At 44.8% G+C, this 19271-nt stretch carries 20 protein-coding genes; 12 read left to right on the forward strand and 8 right to left on the reverse strand.

The window, feature by feature from the left end:
* Positions 1 to 381: 381 nt before the first annotated feature.
* Both JWQ85_RS01890 and JWQ85_RS01895 read left to right on the forward strand, forming a co-directional pair.
* Positions 382 to 540, forward strand: a complete 159-nt coding sequence (locus JWQ85_RS01890; RefSeq protein ID WP_299463073.1) for a hypothetical protein — start codon at positions 382 to 384, stop codon at positions 538 to 540.
* Positions 541 to 567: 27 nt separating this feature from the next.
* A complete protein-coding gene (locus tag JWQ85_RS01895) occupies positions 568 to 771 on the forward strand; it encodes a hypothetical protein (RefSeq protein WP_299463076.1) in 204 nt (67 codons plus the stop codon).
* Between the two features lie 95 nt (positions 772 to 866).
* Here JWQ85_RS01895 and JWQ85_RS01900 read toward each other — a convergent pair whose 3' ends face one another.
* The 7 genes from JWQ85_RS01900 to JWQ85_RS01930 all read right to left on the reverse strand — a co-directional run bounded on the left by JWQ85_RS01900 (position 867) and on the right by JWQ85_RS01930 (position 7929).
* Positions 867 to 1109, reverse strand: coding sequence for a hypothetical protein (locus tag JWQ85_RS01900; protein ID WP_299463079.1), 243 nt, complete (start codon positions 1107 to 1109; stop codon positions 867 to 869).
* Between the two features lie 144 nt (positions 1110 to 1253).
* The gene (locus tag JWQ85_RS01905; protein WP_299463082.1) at positions 1254 to 1991 is read right to left on the reverse strand and encodes a YoaK family protein; all 738 of its coding nucleotides are present in this window, start codon (positions 1989 to 1991) and stop codon (positions 1254 to 1256) included.
* A 46-nt stretch (positions 1992 to 2037) separates the two neighbouring features.
* Positions 2038 to 2172: a hypothetical protein gene (locus JWQ85_RS01910; protein WP_299463085.1), complete on the reverse strand. Its 135-nt coding sequence runs from the start codon at positions 2170 to 2172 to the stop codon at positions 2038 to 2040.
* Complete coding sequence (locus JWQ85_RS01915) at positions 2151 to 2438, reverse strand: hypothetical protein (RefSeq protein WP_299463088.1); 288 nt, start codon at positions 2436 to 2438, stop codon at positions 2151 to 2153. The genes JWQ85_RS01910 and JWQ85_RS01915 overlap by 22 nt, the downstream gene beginning before the upstream one ends.
* On the reverse strand, positions 2426 to 4810 hold the full coding sequence (locus JWQ85_RS01920; RefSeq protein ID WP_299463091.1) for a phosphoketolase: 2385 nt from the start codon (positions 4808 to 4810) through the stop codon (positions 2426 to 2428). Before JWQ85_RS01920 ends, JWQ85_RS01915 begins: the two co-directional genes overlap by 13 nt.
* A 2-nt stretch (positions 4811 to 4812) precedes the next feature.
* Positions 4813 to 5973 carry an acetate/propionate family kinase gene (locus JWQ85_RS01925; RefSeq protein ID WP_299463094.1) on the reverse strand — a complete coding sequence of 387 codons (1161 nt, stop codon included), beginning with the start codon at positions 5971 to 5973 and terminating at the stop codon, positions 4813 to 4815.
* A gap of 186 nt (positions 5974 to 6159) precedes the next feature.
* Complete coding sequence (locus tag JWQ85_RS01930) at positions 6160 to 7929, reverse strand: hypothetical protein (protein WP_299463097.1); 1770 nt, start codon at positions 7927 to 7929, stop codon at positions 6160 to 6162.
* Positions 7930 to 8047: 118 nt separating this feature from the next.
* Here JWQ85_RS01930 and JWQ85_RS01935 point away from each other — a divergent pair, with 118 nt between their 5' ends.
* From JWQ85_RS01935 to adhP, 10 genes are all read left to right on the forward strand, one after another.
* Positions 8048 to 10438, forward strand: coding sequence for a heavy metal translocating P-type ATPase metal-binding domain-containing protein (locus JWQ85_RS01935; protein ID WP_299463099.1), 2391 nt, complete (start codon positions 8048 to 8050; stop codon positions 10436 to 10438).
* Complete coding sequence (gene ccoS, locus JWQ85_RS01940; protein ID WP_299463102.1) at positions 10435 to 10596, forward strand: cbb3-type cytochrome oxidase assembly protein CcoS; 162 nt, start codon at positions 10435 to 10437, stop codon at positions 10594 to 10596. The genes JWQ85_RS01935 and ccoS overlap by 4 nt, the downstream gene beginning before the upstream one ends.
* 82 nt (positions 10597 to 10678) lie before the next feature.
* On the forward strand, positions 10679 to 12802 hold the full coding sequence (gene ccoN / locus JWQ85_RS01945) for a cytochrome-c oxidase, cbb3-type subunit I (protein WP_299463105.1): 2124 nt from the start codon (positions 10679 to 10681) through the stop codon (positions 12800 to 12802).
* A gap of 8 nt (positions 12803 to 12810) precedes the next feature.
* Positions 12811 to 13002: a hypothetical protein gene (locus JWQ85_RS01950; protein ID WP_299463108.1), complete on the forward strand. Its 192-nt coding sequence runs from the start codon at positions 12811 to 12813 to the stop codon at positions 13000 to 13002.
* Entirely contained in the window at positions 12999 to 13883 is an 885-nt protein-coding gene (locus JWQ85_RS01955) for a cbb3-type cytochrome c oxidase N-terminal domain-containing protein (protein ID WP_299463111.1), read from the forward strand. The genes JWQ85_RS01950 and JWQ85_RS01955 overlap by 4 nt, the downstream gene beginning before the upstream one ends.
* A complete protein-coding gene (gene ccoG / locus JWQ85_RS01960) occupies positions 13883 to 15259 on the forward strand; it encodes a cytochrome c oxidase accessory protein CcoG (RefSeq protein WP_299463114.1) in 1377 nt (458 codons plus the stop codon). Before JWQ85_RS01955 ends, ccoG begins: the two co-directional genes overlap by 1 nt.
* Before the next feature lie 4 nt (positions 15260 to 15263).
* Positions 15264 to 15692 (forward strand): FixH family protein, encoded by a 429-nt coding sequence (locus JWQ85_RS01965; RefSeq protein ID WP_299463117.1) that lies wholly within the window; start codon positions 15264 to 15266, stop codon positions 15690 to 15692.
* The gene (locus JWQ85_RS01970; RefSeq protein ID WP_299463120.1) at positions 15682 to 16365 is read left to right on the forward strand and encodes a sulfite exporter TauE/SafE family protein; all 684 of its coding nucleotides are present in this window, start codon (positions 15682 to 15684) and stop codon (positions 16363 to 16365) included. Before JWQ85_RS01965 ends, JWQ85_RS01970 begins: the two co-directional genes overlap by 11 nt.
* Before the next feature lie 99 nt (positions 16366 to 16464).
* Positions 16465 to 16809 carry a hypothetical protein gene (locus tag JWQ85_RS01975; RefSeq protein WP_299463123.1) on the forward strand — a complete coding sequence of 115 codons (345 nt, stop codon included), beginning with the start codon at positions 16465 to 16467 and terminating at the stop codon, positions 16807 to 16809.
* A 3-nt stretch (positions 16810 to 16812) separates the two neighbouring features.
* Positions 16813 to 17847, forward strand: coding sequence for an alcohol dehydrogenase AdhP (adhP, locus tag JWQ85_RS01980; protein ID WP_299463126.1), 1035 nt, complete (start codon positions 16813 to 16815; stop codon positions 17845 to 17847).
* Between the two features lie 56 nt (positions 17848 to 17903).
* Here adhP and hemN read toward each other — a convergent pair whose 3' ends face one another.
* Complete coding sequence (hemN, locus tag JWQ85_RS01985) at positions 17904 to 19265, reverse strand: oxygen-independent coproporphyrinogen III oxidase (protein WP_299463129.1); 1362 nt, start codon at positions 19263 to 19265, stop codon at positions 17904 to 17906.
* Positions 19266 to 19271: the final 6 nt, after the last annotated feature.

Here is a 19271-nt window from a genome sequence, read left to right on the forward strand (position 1 = left end):
CGGTGCATCCGGCGTTAACCTTAAGGCCCAGGCAACCACAGCCTTTGGCTGGAAAGGCGAATGGGAAGGCCAGTTAAAGAAGGCTCAAAAAGATTTTCCGGCAGTGAAATATTAATTTCCTTAAACAGAACATAAAGCCATATTTATGAAAATATTTAATAAAATAACAGGCTTTGCCTTTTTAACAATCCTGTTGCCTTTGTTTCTGAAAGCGTAGACGCAAAATTTTAAGCTCTCCGGCAAGATCGGCAAACTAAACAAGCCGGCTATGGTATACCTGGATTACATGGACAACGGCAAAAACCACGAAGATTCTACCGAGTTGGTTGCAAGCCCGTTATTTCCCTAACCACGCAAACAGCAGCTCAGCAACCCATCAATATGCCTAAATACCTGGATTCTTTTAATGCCCTGACACTATTTAGGGAAGCATTGAACAATGACGGCCTTAACGCTAACCTTTACACAGATGAATACCTGAACAAGTTTCGCGACCGGAGCAATCCTACTTACCAATATCTGTATCCGAATGTAGACTGAACCAAAGAGCTGATCAAGCCATCTTCTATGATGACACAGGGCAACCTTAACGTTAACGGAGGTTCATCAACTGCCCGATACTTTGTATCGCTGGGTTATCTTAAGCAGGATGGTTTGTATAAATATGATGATCTAAATGCCTACAACATTAACGCGGTAATTTCATTAAATAATTTAAATTTCAAGTTAACTAAATCTCTAAGCCGATCTGTAAATTATTTATTTGAGTAATGAAATTTCCATGGGAATATTTTTTCGCATAAAGAAATATAAGATGGTATATTCATATTCGTTTAATAATCATTTGCACACCTTTTAATTATTTTTTACGCATTATTTATTTGTGGAATCTCGAAATCTTCCCGGTGAGAAAAAGATCGTCCATCATATTCCCAATCAAGCGTGAGCTTCCATTTTCCTTCATCACAATCACCAATAGGTATCTCCAACAAGTTATCTTTTGAGCTTTCTACTTTTATTCGCAGACATGAGCCGCAATTTTTGGCAATAGGTGATAGGACCACATTGCCTTTCACGGGATGATTGAAATTAAATCGGATCGTTTTCATATTGAAAGGATTTACAATCTAATTTAAGCCGGTGCGATTGTTTAAAAAATGACTACCGTCATATTCGGCTGATTTGCGCATTAAATAAGCTCAGTTTAAAAATGATCGTGCCCTGTAACTGGAGAGTTTTCTTACGGCTATAGATCAGCGATTCCCACCCTTGTTTTGCCATTGATAATAGTAACGTTTGAGTTTGATCCGCAGCACATCGTAGACCAGCGTATAGAGTAGGACGGCGACCGGCGCCAGGAAGGCATGAAAGCCCAGGGAACGAAAAATATAAGCGCCACCGAGCGCGCCGCACATGAAAAAAAAGATAATAGCCAGGCGAAGCTTGATGCGCGATCTCAACAGTGGGTGGTCGTTGCGTGTTTTTTGTAGTAACTGTGCCAATTCTATACCCAGATCGGTAAATGTGCCGGTTAAATGAGTAGTACGTACAACGGAACCGGATACCAGGGACACCAACGCATTTTGAATACCCATCGCGAAAAGCAGGCTGCCTGCAAACAATTCCTTGCCCGCCAGGCTGCCATTATAGCGATGACCAAGTAAGGCGACCGCCAGTAAGATCGCGATTTCCGTGCCCACCGGGATCACATAGGAATATTGCTGATTGCGACCGATACGGGAGACAAGCAGGCTCGAAGTAAACGCGCCAGCGAGGAACAGGAGCATCCATAAAGCGACCACCCGTGCCGTTGCCCAGTCCTGGAAAGCTATCCGCTCAGCAAACAAGGCTGCATGTCCGGTCACGTTGGTGGTCAATACGGCAAAGCCCAGGAAACCCGCCGCATTGACAAAGCCCGCGGTAAACCCCAGCAGTGAAGCTAGCTTTACGTTGTGTATATAGGTCCGTTTTGTTCCCTGGTGCAGAAGCATGATTTAAATGATATTTGAAATTACCAATTGGTGTATGGGGGGCGGTTTACAAGCCGCCGGCATTTCCAGGAGGTATCCTGTATGGTTTGTACACGAAGTGCTGATCAGACAGCATTTGAATTTCCTCCTTTTGGATGTTTGCATCTACAAGGTTGATATTCAGGGCTTCGTAATGATCCATCCGGTATTGCAGCAGTTCGGGTAGTCCTTCTTTCCCACGCTTAATAAGCCGACCGATATGAGCCGTGCCCCGGCTTTCGCTTTCTCCATGGCTTGCCCTATATCAGTAAATAACCGGAATAGTGAGGCATCGGGTTGCAGGCGTAGCGCCCCTGCGGGTTTGGGCCCGCAGGATTTAAAGTTATTAATACTGATCTCCTTAATTTCCGTATCATTATTATTAACGCGGTAATAGTGATGATAAAACTGCTTTTTTATTTGTTCCATTTCCAATTGAGTATTTCGGGCATATCCTTACCGTTACTGTTGATGTAGTGCTTATGTTCGATGAGTTTATCCTGCATGAGTTGTTTGAGGTAAACGCCTTTGCTACCGGTTTGCGGCAGCCGGTCAATGACATCCATCACCAGGTGAAAACGATCCATTTCGTTCAGCACCGTCATATCAAAAGATGTGGTGATGGTACCTTCTTCTTTGTAGCCCCGTACATGTATGCCCGTATTATTGTCCCGGTTATAGGTAAGGCGGTGAACCAGCCATGGGTAACCATGGAAGGCGAAGATCACCTGTTTGTCTGCAGTGAATAGTTCGTTATAGTCCTTATCATTCAGTCCGTGAGTATGTTCGGTGCTCTTTTGGAGCTTAAACAAATCCACAACATTAATAACCCTGATCTTTATTTCCGGTAGATGTTCTCGCAAAATGCTAACGGCCGCCAAAGTTTCCAGCGTCGGCACATCACCGCAGCAGGCCATCACTACGTCCGGTTCTGCATCCTGGTCGTTGCTAGCAAAGTCCCAGATGCCTATGCCGCGGGTACAATGCGCCACCGCCTCATCCATGTTAAGCCATTGGGGCGCAGGGTGCTTGCCGGCTACAATTACGTTCACATAATGATAGCTGCGCAGGCAATGGTCCATCACAGACAATAGGCAATTGGCATCAGGCGGGAGGTATACCCGCACAATGGTCGCTTTTTTATTGACCACATGATCTATAAAGCCGGGGTCCTGATGGGTAAATCCGTTGTGGTCCTGCCGCCAGACTGTAGAAGTAAGCAGGATATTCAGTGAAGCGATCCGTCTGCGCCAGGGTATTTCCGAAGTGGTTTTCAGCCATTTGGCGTGCTGGTTGAACATCGAGTCCACGATATGGATAAAAGCTTCATAACAGTTGAACAGGCCATGCCTGCCGGTCAGCAGGTAGCCTTCCAGCCAGCCTTCGCACTGGTGTTCGCTCAGCATTTCCATCACGCTGCCCTCAGCGGCGAGAAATTCATCATGTCCGGCGATGGGTGCGTCCCATTGGCGGTTAGTCGCTTCAAACACCGCGTCCAGTCGGTTAGATACTGTTTCATCCGGGCCAAAGATGCGGAAGTTGCGTTTTTCCCGGTTCTCTTTGATCACATCCCGCAGGAAGCGGCCGCTGATATAAGTATCGCCTTCCCCATCCGCACCGGGCACCGGCACGGCTACAGCATACTCCCGGAAATCCGGCAGGCGCAGGTCGCGCAGTAAATCGCCGCCATTGGCATGCGGGTTGGCGCCCATGCGGCGTTCACCATTAGGTGCCAGGGCTTGCAATTCGGGAATTAATTTCCCTTGTTTATCAAACAGTTCTTCAGGTTTATAGCTTTTCATCCAGCTTTCCAGCATTTGCAAATGCTCCGGCGGGGCAGAGGCTGAAACCGCCAGCGGGATCTGGTGCGCCCTGAAATTACCTTCGATCTTGTAGCCGTCCACTTCTTTTGGCCCGGTCCAGCCTTTGGGTGAACGCAGGACGATCATCGGCCAGTGCGGACGGCTTCCGTTTTGATGTCCGGCATCATATTTCACCTGTTTGATCCGGTCCACAGCATAATCCAATGCTGCGGCCATATCGCGGTGCATCTGCTCCGGTTCATCCCCTTCAACAAAGATGGGGTTCCAGCCATAGCCACGGAACAGCTGTTCCAATTCTTCTTGGCTGATACGGGCCAGCACCGTAGGGTTAGAGATCTTATAGCCATTCAGATGTAGGATTGGTAGTACGGTTCCGTCTGTTAGCGGATTCAAAAACTTATTGGAATGCCAGGCGGTAGCTAAAGGACCGGTTTCGGCCTCGCCGTCGCCCACTACACAAGCCACAATAAGATCGGGGTTATCCATTACCGCACCAAAAGAATGACTCAGCGAATAACCCAGTTCTCCTCCCTCGTGGATAGATCCCGGCGTTTGCGGCGAAGCATGGCTGGAAATACCACCGGGATAAGAAAACTGAGTGAACAGTCTTTTCAGGCCTTCCTCGTCTTGTGTAATATTGGGATAAACTTCGGTATAGGTACCCTCTAAATAAGTCCCCGCTACGACCGCTGGTCCGCCATGGCCCGGCCCGGAAACATAGATCATGTTCAGGTCATACTGTTTGATGATCCGGTTTAGATGCGTATAAATAAAGTTTTGCCCGGGCGTTGTGCCCCAGTGGCCCAGCAGCATGTTTTTTACATGTTCCAGCTTTAGCGGTTCTTTCAGCAAAGGGTTATGCCGCAAATACAGTTGCCCTACAGACAGGTAATTGGCCGCTCGCCAGTAAGCATTTATCTTTTGTAGCGACTCGGGTGACAGCGTTTCGGCTGTGCTGTTGATCGGTTCTTTTTCCATCACTATGTTTTAATTTTATCGTTTAAAAGTTCGGTGGTAAGCCTGGCTATCATAAATGCTTCATTAGTTGGGATTACACGCACCGCTACCCGGCTTTTGGGGTTTGTAAGGTCGATCCCCATAAATTCGAGGCCACTACAGATACGTTCCCGAATGATGGGCGAGTTTTCCCCGATACCGCCGGTGAAGACCAACAGGTCCAGGCCGCCCATTGCCGTTGCAAGCGCCCCGATGAATTTTTTGGCTGCATAGCAAAAAACGGCAAGTGCTTCGGCTGCTTTCGGCTCCTTCGGTTCTGCTTGCAGCAGCTCCTGAATATCGCTTATGCCTGCTATGGCTTTTAAACCGGAGTTTTTGCTCAACAATTCGTCGAGTTGTGTAGCTGTCAGCTTGCCCTGTTTTAACAGGAATAACAAAACGCCGGGATCGAGATCGCCACTGCGGGTACCCATCACCAGGCCGCCGATCGGGCTGATGCCCATGGTGGTGTCTACGCTGATCCCATTTTTAACGGCCGCCATGCTGGCGCCATTACCCAAATGGGCAATAATGATCTTCTTTTTTGTAACCTTCGGGTCTTCCGCCGTCAAATCTTGCAGGATATACTGATAAGACAAGCCGTGAAAGCCATATTTCATCAAACCCATAGCCTTATATTTTTCGGGTAAGGCGTAATACTTTGCGTAGGAGGGAATATCCTGATGAAAAGTGGTGTCAAAACAGGCTACTTGCGGTATTTTTGGGAAGGCCGCCTGAAAGATTTTGATCGCCATCAGTTCATTCGGCAAATGGTTGGGTGCCAGGTAAGTAAACTGTGTCAATGTTTTTAGTAACTCGTCGGTAACCAGTTCCGGCTGCCGATGTTGAGGGCCGCCCTGCACCAGGCGATGCCCGATAGCTGAAATAAGAGGAGCCATGTTTTTATCTTTCAGCCACCTGATTATTTCATTTACGGCAACCTTCAAATCTTTAAAAGCTCCTGAACGGCTCTCTATAATTTCACGCTGATCGTTTATGATCTCCAGTTTTCCTGTACCGCTGCCAATCGGACTAATAACACCCGACCATTTCTGTATTAAGGTTTCACCATCGTACAGGCTGAACTTTAGACTTGAAGAACCGTCATTGATCACTAAAACACCTGTGTTTAGCTGTTTTGTCATTTGTTATCTGTTGGAAAGTAAAAACCGGGCAATAAGCTGATGCAAGGCCAGGACGGATAGATGGTTGTATAAATAACTGGCACCTATTAAGCGGTACCAGTTGTTAATAAAGGCCTGTTAAAGTAAGACTTGAACAGGCGGATTGTTTTGATTGTTATTTTTAAGCAATTAAATCTATCAAATATGTCAATAAGCCTGCTTTAGTAACAACTCTTCAAAAGTCCGCAATTGTTCTTTTGCATTATCTGGTAGTAGCTGCATCTCGTTAAAAAGTGTTTTATAATAATCGATACCATTTAACAATTGCTCCTTAAATTTCTGCAATTGCTTGCTTTTCTTCTCCGTTAAGTTGGCCAGGTTTTGCTGAACATCTTTTTGCAAGTAATCGATATAAAGTTCAAGTTCTTTTAAAAACATATGCGGGCGCGCTGCATTTTTTAATACATCCAGCTTGCCATAAATATGGCCCACCATTTCATCCAACGAAAAAGTCCTTCTAAAATAGGCCAGGTTTGGCCCGGGGCAAATGGCCACGGCGGTATTCTCTTTAGGTTTGGCAATACCGTATTTTAAATACGCCGATGAGCAAAGACCTTCGCACAGACAAATTTTTTCGGTAATGGTATTAAACGCGGCCTGATGCTCGGCCTCGGGTAAACCTGAATTATCAAGTTGTTTTATTTTAAGGTTTTGATATTCTCTTGATGCTATACAAATAGGCTGATCAGTAAATTCAGTATTGCTGCAAAGAAATTTTTTGGTACAGGGGCTGCCCGGCCGCTTATTCTCGATGCGGCTGATTCTTTGCTGTTCGGAAGAACTGGGTTTGAAATTGTTGAATAAAATACCAAGCGGTGATGAGTTGCTTAAATAGTAATCGCTTTCGGTAGCTCCGGTTAACTTAACTAAGGTTTCATTATCTACGTTAGTGGCCTCGGGAACCAGCAAAAAGGGGCTACCCCAACCTGTAGCATCAACGTGGTAGTGGTCTCTTAGAAACGCGTTCTCATCGGCAGTGCCAATACCACCCTGCACACTTATCTTTTGAACAGGTGCCTTGGTGGTAAACATCCCTTTTTGTATCAGGGCGCTGTCGTATAACCCGTATAGCTCATCAAGCATTTCATCCCTGCGTGTCTTAAACTCTTCCAGAATTGGCCCAAGCAAAAAGCCTTCTGTAGCAAAGGCGTGCCCACCGCAGTTAAGGCCCGATTCTATCCTGAACTCGGACACCCAAAGCCCTTTCTTAGCCAAGAATTTAGCCTGTATAAATGCCGAACGAAAATCGCTTACCTTAAGAATTATCTTTTTTTCAAAACGTTCGTTATCATAAGGGAAAAAATCAGGAAAATTTTCGAGATAGCTGTATAACCTGGGGTTCATACCTGCGGATAAGATCACCGAAGATTGCAGTTCGCTTGTCGCGAAGCCTCTTAAAGCAGCGAGAGCGTCTGTGTTTTCATCGCCGGTGTAGTCTCCTTCGGCGTTAAAGTTCATTTTATCCACTTTAGCCATAATATTTACATCGATGGACCCCTTTGTTATTTTGTTACGCAGAATAGACTGGAATAATCTCTTTTGCTCCCCGTCGGGAAATTCTTGCATTAAATCGTAGCCTTGTTTTAGCTGCGAAGTTTCTGGCAACAGTTCAAAGTAACGGCAGAGGTCAGATCCGTCAGCAAATGGTTGTTCTTTTAGGTTTTCAAATTGTCGCTCAACCAGTTTTTTTACCAGGTTTAAATACGCAGTAATTCGTTTTGCACGGTAATCGTTTTCTGTCTTTTTAATAGGCATAAATGCCTCTTCGTTTTCATAGCAATGGTATTCGCGCATGCGCTCTATCAGTTCATCATCAACAACAGACATGACTGATGAGATCCCATAGCGCGCCACTTTGAGCGGTGTATCAATAGAAAAACCTAAACCTAAAACTGGGATATGAAATGTATGGCTCATAGGCCAAAAGTAAACGAATGCCATACCGGTAAAATTGACCATCGTCACATTTTAGCACAATCGTCATCATTATTTATAAGAGTAAAAGCAAGCAGTTTTGAAGTATTAATACCAACAAATGACCGAAAGCATTTTTACAGAGAAAACCACCTGTTACCACTGCGGCGACGAATGTTTAAGCACAAGCTATATTGTGGAGAATAAGAGCTTTTGCTGCCTGGGTTGCAAAAGCGTTTACAGTATACTATCAGCCAATAACCTTTGCAGCTACTATAATTTTAACGACCACCCCGGTTTAACACGGGCGCGTACCGATAAACGTTTTGATTACCTGGACGAGCCCAGTGTAGCAAAAGAGTTTGTGGATTATACAGATGACAACCTCACTATAGTTACCCTTTACATTCCGCACATCCATTGCAGCTCGTGCATTTGGCTGCTGGAAAAACTGAACAAGTTTAACCCCGGCATATTGTACAGTCGCATAGATTTCCTGAAAAAGCAGCTAAACATCAAGTACGATACCAAACAGCTAAGCCTTAAACAGCTGGTTGAGCTGCTTTTTGATATTGGGTACGAACCGCTTATCAGCCTGCAGGATGTTATCAAAAAGCAGAACCGTGTAAATACTCAAGACAACCTGGTGCAGCGCATTGCTGTTGCCGGCTTTTGTTTTGGCAATGTTATGCTGCTTAGTTTCCCGGAGTATCTGGGGTTGTCTGCTTTCGAGCAAACGTTTAAACATTTCTTTGGCTGGTTAAATATAATGTTTGCGTTACCTGTGGTTTTTTACAGCGGTCGCGAATACTTTGTCTCAGCATGGCAGAATCTCCGAAATAGGGTTTTAAATATAGATTTCCCGCTGGCCCTGGGTATAGTGGTATTATTTGCCCGTACGGTAATTGAAATACTTACCCAAACAGGTGCGGGCTTTGCCGATACCCTTTGTGGGCTGGTGTTTTTCCTGCTGGTAGGCAAGTTTGTGCAACGCAAAACCTATCATCACATTTCATTCGAACGCGATTACCGTTCATTCTTTCCGGTAGCGGTACAGGTAATAACAAATAATATAGAAAGACCGGTACCCCTTGCCGACCTTAAAGTTGGCCAGCGGATAGTGCTGCGTCATAACGAGATCATTCCTGCAGATGCTATTTTACTAAAAGGCGAAGCCCTGATTGATTTCAGTTTTGTAACGGGCGAATCAATCCCTATTAGTAAAACGCTTGGCGAGATCATCTATGCAGGCGGGAGGCAGACGAGCGAAGCTATCGAACTGGAAGTGGTGAAACCTGTTTCGCAAAGTTACCTTACCCAGCTTTGGAACAACGAAGCATTTACACGCCAGCAGGATAACCGGATGCAAACCTTTAATGAGCGGGTGAGCAAATATTTTACAGTGATATTATTGGCTATTGCTTTTGCTTCACTTATTTTTTGGCTGCCAACAAGCTTAAACAGGGGGCTGGCGGCTTTTACCGCGGTACTTATTGTTGCCTGCCCGTGCGCGTTGGCCTTGAGCACGCCGTTCACCATGTCGGCAGCGCTGAGCATATTTGATAAGAACTTTTTCTATTTAAAGAATACTGCAGTGGTTGAGCAAATGGCTAAAATAGATACTGTTGTTTTTGATAAAACAGGTACGATAACTACTGCAACAGAAAACGGCATCATGCTGGTCGGGGCGTTAACAGGCCGTCAAAAGCAAATGATATACAGCGTCTGCAGCAATTCCAACCATCCTTTATCGCGCATGATATGCAGGTATTTTGGCAAAATTAAAAAGCTCCCGATTGCTTTGTATAAAGAAATGCCAGGTAAAGGAATCACTGCATTTGTAGATAATGTTGAGGTTAGGGCTGGCAGCGGACATTTTATGTTTGGGCAGCACGACGCCGCAGATGCGACGAAGGTGCATTTTACTATCAATGGGGAATACCTGGGGCATTTCCTGTTTAAACAAAACTACCGGGGAGGCTTACAACAAACGGTAGATAGCTTATCGACTTATCAAACATTTCTGATTTCAGGTGATAGCGATCACGAAAAGAGGGAGTTGCTGCCCGTATTTAAAACCGGCGACAGGATGGGGTTTAACCAATCGCCTCAAAAGAAGCTGGATTTTATACAATTATTGCAAAGGTTAAAAGGTAAGGTAATGATGATAGGCGATGGACTTAACGATGCCGGTGCCCTGCGCCAAAGCGACCTGGGTATAGCCGTGACCGATAACATCAACAACTTTTCGCCTGGCTGTGATGCCATACTGGATGGCCGGTCTTTTAATAAGTTGCCGGCTTTTTTAAAATTTTCAAAAAATACAGTTACTATAATTCATTGCTCGTTTTTGATATCGCTTGCTTATAACCTTATTGGCCTGAGTTACGCAGTTAGTGGTAACCTGTCGCCGCTTACTGCCGCTATACTGATGCCCTTAAGCACAGCTACCATTATTTCGTTTACTACAATAGCCACGCATTTCGCCGCAAAAAGGAGGAAGCTATTATGAGCATCATTTACTTTCTGATAGGATGCAGCGTATTGCTGGCGCTTTTGTTTTTACTAGCTTTTTTCTGGGCGCAACGCACCGGGCAAAACGATGATCTGTACACCCCATCGGTACGCATTTTATTAGACGACGAAACAGGGCCACAGGATAAAAAGTGACCGCCATCATCTTTTCACAAAACCTCCGTCATTCGTAGCCTGCAGGGCTTAAAATACTTTTACACCATATTAAACAACAATTATGCAGCCCGAAAAATTTTACTATGATAATAAGATCGTAAGGAATTTTGGTATTGCCACCATTGTATGGGGCATTATCGGAATGACGGTTGGCCTTATTGCCGCAATCCAGTTATTTAAGCCTGCCATGAATATGGGCAACCAGTACACCACGTTTGGCCGTATCCGGCCGTTACATACCAACGCGGTGATATTTGCTTTTGTGGGTAACGCCATATTCATGGGTGTTTACTATTCGTTACAGCGCCTGTTAAAGGCTCGTATGTTCAGCAATTTTTTAAGTAATGTGCATTTCTGGGGATGGCAGCTTATTATAGTATCAGCCGTGATAACGCTGCCCTTGGGTTTTACCTCATCGCATGAATATGCCGAACTGGAATGGCCTATTGATATTGCTATTACCATTATATGGGTTGTATTTGGTATCAATATGTTCGGCACTATATTTAAACGCCGGGAACGCCATCTGTATGTAGCTATCTGGTTTTATATAGCCACGTTCGTTACTATTGCAGTGCTACATATTGTAAACTCTTTTGAGCTACCGGTATCTGCATTTAAAAGCTATATGGTTTATGCCGGTGTGCAGGATGCATTGGTGCAATGGTGGTACGGGCACAACGCGGTCGCGTTTTTCCTGACCACGCCATACCTGGGTATGATGTATTACTTTTTACCCAAGATGGCTAATCGGCCTATCTATTCATATAAGCTGAGTATCCTGCACTTTTGGGCACTGATATTTATTTATATATGGGCAGGGCCGCACCACTTGTTATACACCACTTTGCCAAGCTGGGCACAATCATTAGGTATAGTATTTTCTATTATGTTGATAGCACCAAGCTGGGGTGGGATGATCAATGGTTTGCTAACCCTGCGCGGTGCATGGGATAAAGTACGCGATGACGTAGTGCTTAAATTTATGGTGGTAGGCTTAACCGCTTATGGTATGGCAACCTTTGAAGGGCCGATGCTATCGTTTAAACAGATAAACGGCCTTGCTCACTTTACCGATTGGATAGTAGCACACGTACACGTTGGTGCCCTGGGATGGAACGGGTTTTTAACCTTTGCCATTTTGTATTGGGTATTGCCGCGCATTTATAAAACACAACTCTACTCAAAAAAGATGGCGGCCTTCCACTTTTGGATCGGCACGCTGGGTATCCTGTTTTATGCTATCCCTATGTACTGGGCAGGTTTTACCCAGGGATTGATGCTTAAGGAATTTACACCCGAAGGTATACTGAAGTATCCTAACTTTTTGGAAACCACACTTCGCATCATTCCTATGCACGTAATGCGATCAATAGGCGGCACATTTTATTTGCTGGGTGTAATTGTGATGGCCTATAACCTGGCCCGCACCATGATGCAAGGTAAGCTGGTAGCCAATGAAGCTGCCGAATCTATGCCGTTAGAGCCGGTAAACGAGGTTACTGATGGCGGCTGGCACCGTAAACTGGAACGCAGGCCTATACAGTTAATGGTTGCCGCACTAATTGTGATCTTAATAGGCACAGTGATCGAATTAATGCCAACCATGACCATCTCATCAAACGTGCCCACTATAGCCAGCGTAAAACCCTATACACCGCTTGAGTTGCAGGGCAGGGATATATACATCCGTGAAGGTTGCTCTAATTGTCACTCGCAAACGGTGAGACCATTCCGTTCAGAGACCGAGCGTTACGGCGAGTACAGCAAAGCCGGCGAGTTTGTGTACGACCATCCTTTCCTTTGGGGATCTAAACGTACCGGGCCCGATCTGGCGCGCGAAGGACAGAAATATGGCAACGCCTGGCACTATAACCACATGATGGATCCGAGGCTGATGTCGCCCGGTAGCATCATGCCAAATTACGATTGGCTGCTCACCCAAACATTAGATACAACAACAACCGGTACTAAAATAAATGCCATGCGTACGTTGGGGGTGCCTTATGCACCAGGATATGAAAACAAAGCCAATGCCGACCTAAATAAACAGGCGCAAGAAATTGCAGAAAACCTGGGCAAGGATAAAATCAAGGTGAAAAATGATAAAGAGATCATCGCCATTATAGCTTACCTGCAAAGGTTAGGTACGGATGTTAAAGCTAATAAAACCGCCAATAAATAATTAAAACCATGTTTAAACAATTCACCGAGAACATAAGCGGGCACCAGGTTTATCTGCTTAGTTCACTGGGTATATTCCTTGTGTTTTTTATCGTAGTCACTGTTATTTTATTGCGGTTAGGCAAAAACCATGTAGACCATATGAGCGAACTGCCGCTAAGTGATAACGAGATCGATCCATCTAAAAATGTAGTGCAATGAAGAAGTGTTTTTTTATCATAACAAGTGTATTGGCAACACAACAAGGTTTTGCGCAGAGCGATAGTATGGTATCAGATGAGCTGAAGAACTACATAGGCTACGGGGCTATAATAACCATGTTACTGCTGTTTTTGGCTGCGATGCTGGTTTTGTTACGCACTTTTAAAGTGCTTATCCGGGTGAGCCTGAAATCGCAGGGCTATACCAACCAGCAGATAGAAGCAGAACTGCAGCCGGCAAAAAAAGAAAAGAAACCCAAAGGCGAGGTATGGAACAAGTTGTTATCCTTAAAGCCATTATCAGAAGAAAAAAGCCTGTTGATAGCGCACGAGTATGATGGCATACAGGAGCTGAATAACCCAACCCCGGCCTGGTTCATGGTGCTGTTTTACTCCACCATTATATTCGCTGTTGGCTATTTGATGGTTTATCATGTGTTTGATATTGGCCAGTTGCAGGATGCCGAGTACAATACAGAAGTAGCACAGGCCGAAGTCGCCAAAAAAATCTATCTGAGCAAAGCCGCTAACCGGGTTGATGAAAATACGGTAAAGGTGGTAACTGATCCCGCCATGCTGGCCGAAGGTAAAGCTACATTTAAGTCAACTTGTGCGCCTTGCCATGGCGATAACGCACAAGGTGTTGTTGGCCCCAACCTAACCGATGAGTATTGGCTGCATGGTAGCAAGATCAATGATATCTTTAAAACTATTAAATATGGTGTGCAGGCTAAAGGCATGCCAAACTGGGAAAAACAGCTTTCGCCCAAGCAAATAGCCGATGTATCTAATTACATCTTATCGCTGCAGGGCACGCATCCGGCAGGTGCTAAAGAACCTCAGGGCGACAAAGAGACTACCGAAAAATTAGCCTTAAATTAATGATGATGGATGCAGCGATAGAGGGTGTAGCGGAAGAGAAGAGGCGGTGGCTGTATCCTGCTTTACGAAAAGGGAAGTTGTACAAATGGCGGTCGGCCATTAGCTATGTGTACCTGCTTTTCTTTTTCGCAGGGCCATTTTTAAGGATCGGCGGGCAATCCCTTTTACTGCTCAATGTTATCGAACGAAAGTTTGTGATATTGGGGCAGGTATTTTGGCCACAGGATATTTTCCTGTTTGTAATAGCAACGCTGGTGTTTGTTGTTTTTGTAACACTTTTTACCATAACCTTCGGCCGGGTATTTTGCGGATGGATATGCCCTCAAACCATATTTATGGAATTGGTTTTCCGCAAGATAGAGATGTGGGTAGAGGGCGACGCCAACAAACGCCGTAAACTGGATGCGGGCGAATGGACAAACGAAAAGGTTTTAAAGAAAGGGGTAAAGCATTTTATCTTCATCCTGCTATCCTTCTTAATAGCTAATACCTTTCTGGCTTACGTTATTGGTAGCGAAAGCCTAATTAATATCATTACCCAACCGGTTACGGCCCATATTGTGGGCTTTATTAGTATCTGGGTATTTACGGCGATTTTTTACCTGGTGTACAGCCAGGTACGCGAATTGGTTTGTACGGTAATATGCCCATACGGTCGTTTGCAAGGTGTTTTGATAGATAAGGATACCGTTGTGGTTGCCTATAATGATGTTAGAGGCGAGCCACGCGGTAAGCTAAAGAAAGATGCAGACCAAACTTTAAAAGGCGATTGCGTGGATTGTGACCTTTGCGTTGCGGTTTGCCCTACCGGGATAGATATCAGGAAAGGCACCCAGTTAGAATGCATTAACTGCACAGCTTGTATTGATGCTTGTAACTACGTAATGGACAAGATAAACAAGCCTTTAAACCTGATAGGTTATTACTCGGAGAACATGATAACGAATAACCAAAAGCCATCTTTTACCTGGCGGATGGCGGGTTACAGCACGATTATGGTATTGTTGATGGTTATTTTAAGCTATTTTATATTTAGCCGCAGCGATGTAGACATAACCATAATGCGCAGCGCAGGTATGCTTTACCAGGAACAGCCGGGCAGTTACATTAGCAATATTTATAACGCCGAGATCATTAATAAATCGAACGAAACAAAAACGATAATCATTAAGGCAACCGACCCGGCCATTAAGATAAAATACATCCAGTCGCCGGGGGCTATTGAAAAGGGCGGGTCGGTAAAAGTGGTATTTTTTGTGATGATGCCCGCGGCTTCTATCCATGCGCCAAAAACAACTGTCAAACTACAGTTGCTAAGCGAGAATAAAGTGCTCGAAACCGAAAGTACATCATTTATAGGACCAATAAACAATTAACGATATGAACTGGGGAAAAGGATTAGTTATAGTGATGCTGCTTTTTATAGGGTTCATTGTTAGCATGAGTTGTTATATGTTTAGCATGCCCGCGGATGATTACGACCATGAGTATTACGAGAAAGGCCTGAATTTTAATCAGGACTATGCAAAAGAAAAACAGGTGGTAACCGACAAGGCGCAGCCTGTAGTAAAGCAGGTAAATGGTGAAGTGTCTATGGAATTTAAACTGCCCGCTATCGGTACAATAAAGCTGATTAACCCTTTAGGTAAAAGTAAAGACCTGATGTTCCCGTTAAACACAAATACCGGAACTCAGGCAAGTATACCCTTAAATAGGTTAACTACCGGGCGTTGGAGCATACGGATAGATTGGAAGAGCGGCAATAAAGGCTATTTATATCAACAGGATCTCTACATCAATGGGAAATAATCAGGTCGCTTTTTTAATAGGCCTTTTTGGCAGCGTGCATTGTGTAGGCATGTGCGGGCCATTGGCTTTTAGTATCCCCTCTAACCGGAAATATGCGTGGTCGTTAGTTACCGATAAGCTTTTGTACAACTTTGGGCGGGTGATAACATACTCTTGCCTGGGGCTGCTTTTGGGTTACCTCGGCAAGCTGTTCTGGCTATCGGGCATGCAGCAAATTGTAAGCATACTGAGTGGTATATTTATTATAGGCCTTGGTATCATTAGATTGGTCCGCTTTAAAAATAAAGGAGGAAACAGTGTTTATTTCCCGTGGTTTTACAAGATGATCAATCTGGCCATAAAACATAAGGCCGGCCATCTGGTGCTGGGGATGCTTAACGGATTTCTGCCGTGTGGTTTTGTATATGTGGCACTTTTTGGAGCCTTAAATACCACATCGCCGGCGGATGCGGCGGTTTTCATGTTCTGGTTTGGTATGGGTACTTTCCCCCTGATGTTTATCGCTACCCTTTGTTTTGGTTTTTTAAAGCCTTTAATACGCCGCCGCATTAATGTGGCCATGCCTTACCTGATGGTATGCCTCGGCTTTTGGTTTATTATTCGTGGCTCGGGCCTAAATATCCCATATTTAAGCCCGTTAGTAAAAAAGATCGGTGTTAGCGTTTGCCAGTAACGCTTTAAAGAATGTGACCAGCATCATATTAGTGATGTTTTAATATCATTCGTTAGCAGTGGCTGATACCGCACTTTTGTCATAATAAAAATCAATATTATGGCAACTTTAACAAATACCGCAGCTCAATGGAGCGAAGTTTCTTTAACTAATAACAACGATAGTTTCCTGACCAAACTTACTGCCTGGGCCGATAAGCAAGCCCCTAACCGTACACTTTGGTTTATGGTATCATTGATAGCCCAGGGCGTATTGTTTCTGCCGGTTCCTGCTGTTTTGCTTTATTATTTTGATGCGCCACTCGCTGTGCTGGCAGTTACATTGGGTCTTTTCTTTTCTAATATTATTGCAGGTATGGGTGGCGCAGGCATCCGTGTAATGCTTGGCTTTTTTGCTTTTAGCATCCTTGCACATTTATTAATGATACTTGTATTTACCCTATAAATTATGATCCCAAAAACGATGAAAGCAGTCGTTATCCATGAATTTGGACAGCCGCTTGTAATAGAAGATGTACCAGTGCCAACGCCAGGCGATAACCAGGTATTGGTAAAAGTAATTGCATGTGGTGTTTGTCACACCGACTTGCACGCGGCTAACGGCGACTGGCCGGTGAAACCGCAATTGCCACTTATACCAGGGCATGAAGCTATTGGTTATGTGGTAGCTTTAGGTGCCGACGTTAAAAATGTGGCCGTGGGTGATATTGTTGGTGCACCCTGGCTTTACAGCGCCTGTGGCTGCTGTGAGTTTTGTATAACAGGCTGGGAAACCCTTTGTGAGGAGCAAAAAAATGGCGGCTACAGCGTTAATGGCGGCTTTGCGGAATATGTTGTGGCCGATTCGCGTTACATCGCGCATTTCCCGAAAGGGATAAACTTTGCCGAGATGGCGCCGATAATTTGTGCTGGTGTAACGGTATACAAAGGTTTGAAAGAAACTGAGGTAAAACCCGGCGAATGGGTAGCGATATCCGGCGTTGGTGGTTTAGGCCACCTGGCGGTGCAGTATGCAAAAGCCATGGGTATGCATGTTGCCGCGGTTGATATTGCAGATGATAAATTAGCACTGGCCAGGCAATTGGGTGCCGAGCTTACGGTTAACGCCCTGAATGAAAACCCGGGCGCGGCGTTGAAGAAAGCAACCGGCGGTATGCACGGTGTACTGGTTACTGCCGTATCGCCAATTGCTTTTGAACAGGGTATTGGCATGTTACGCCGCAAAGGTACTATTGCTTTGAATGGTTTACCAAAAGGTAGTTTTGATCTGCCCATATTTGAGACTGTGCTTAACCGCTATACCGTTCGGGGTTCAATAGTAGGCACTCGCAAAGACATGCAGGAAGCAATTGCTTTTGCGGTTGAAGGTAAAGTAAAGGCAGACATCCATACCGCCAAATTGGAGAATATTAATAGAATTTTTGATGATATGCGTAAGGGAGATATCACCGGCAGGGTAGTGCTGCAGATAGCAAGTGAGTAAGTTTACATACATCAAAAGTAAAAAGGCTGCCCAATTGGGTAGCCTTTCTTATTATATCAGATGGCCATGCTAAATAGCTGGGTAGTTGGTTTATTGCTCCACAGCCTGGCGTCGAGCGCCATGCAAATATTGCGCAGAAAGCGTTTGCCTGTTTCGGTAACTTTAAGTCCCCAGGAGAATAGGTCAATCAAACCATCCTGTGCCAACGGCTCCAGGCGCTCAATGCCGGTGAATAATGCCTCGCAAGGTTCAGCGTGATGGTTCCATGTAGTTTGGCCGGTGCACATAATGTTAAGTATATGTTTACGAATGATTAGGTCATCATGCGTTAAAATATGCCCTTTAAATACCGGTAGTTCTCCCAGTTCAATGTCGTTAATGTAATCTTCCAGCTTCTTTTGATTCTGCGCGAAACCGTACCAGCTATCGCTGATAGCTGATACACCAAGGCCTATCATTAATTGTGTATGTTGATGGGTATACCCCATAAAGTTGCGGTGCAGTGTTCCTTCCAGACCGGCCGTAACCAATTCGTCGTTAGGTAACGCAAAGTGGTCCATACCTACTTCGATGTAACCATGGTTTTTCAGAAGGCTTCTGCCAATTTCATAAAGTTTTGCTTTTGTGGGCGCATCTGGCAGATCTGCTTCTGTAAATTTCCGCTGCCCGGGTTTTATCCATGGTACATGAGCATAGCTATAAAAAGCTATCCTATCGGGCACCAGTTCGCTTACCAGGTGCATGGTTTTCGGTAGGCTGTTAATGGTTTGCAAAGGCAGGCCGTAAATCAAATCGTAATTAATGGAAGTGTAGCCGATTTTTCGGGCTAAATAAGTTACGTTGCGTACCTGCTCCAGAGTTTGGTAACGATTGATAATCAGCTGTACGGCAGGGTCAAAATCCTGTATTCCAAGACTAAGTCGCCTGAAACCCAAGTCAAACAGCGTTTGCAAATGCTCTTCAGTAGTATTACTGGGGTGGGCTTCAAAACTAAATTCGGCCTTGGGATGAATATTTACCCAATCGAGTAAACCGGCTATTAGTTTTTGCAGGTAATAGGGGCTGAAAAAGGTAGGAGTGCCGCCGCCCAAATGTAATTCGCGAATAACAGGGGTATCACCCATAATAGCCCTGTACATTTGCCATTCTTTTAAAACAGCATGAATGTACGGTTCCTCTACGTTATGGTTTTTAGTGATACGGGTATTACAGCCGCAATAGGTGCACAGGCTTTCGCAAAAAGGTAAATGCACGTAAAGGCTTATACCATTTTCAACGTTTGTTTCATAAAAGGAGGCTTTTACAGAGCGCAGCCATTGCCGGTTGCTGAAGCTATCGGTATCCCAATAAGGCATAGTAGGATAGCTGGTATAACGCGGCGCTGCCACGTTATACTTTTCAGTGAGGTGTTTATCCATAACGAA

This window comes from Mucilaginibacter sp., assembly GCF_028288105.1.
Classification (GTDB): domain Bacteria; phylum Bacteroidota; class Bacteroidia; order Sphingobacteriales; family Sphingobacteriaceae; genus Mucilaginibacter.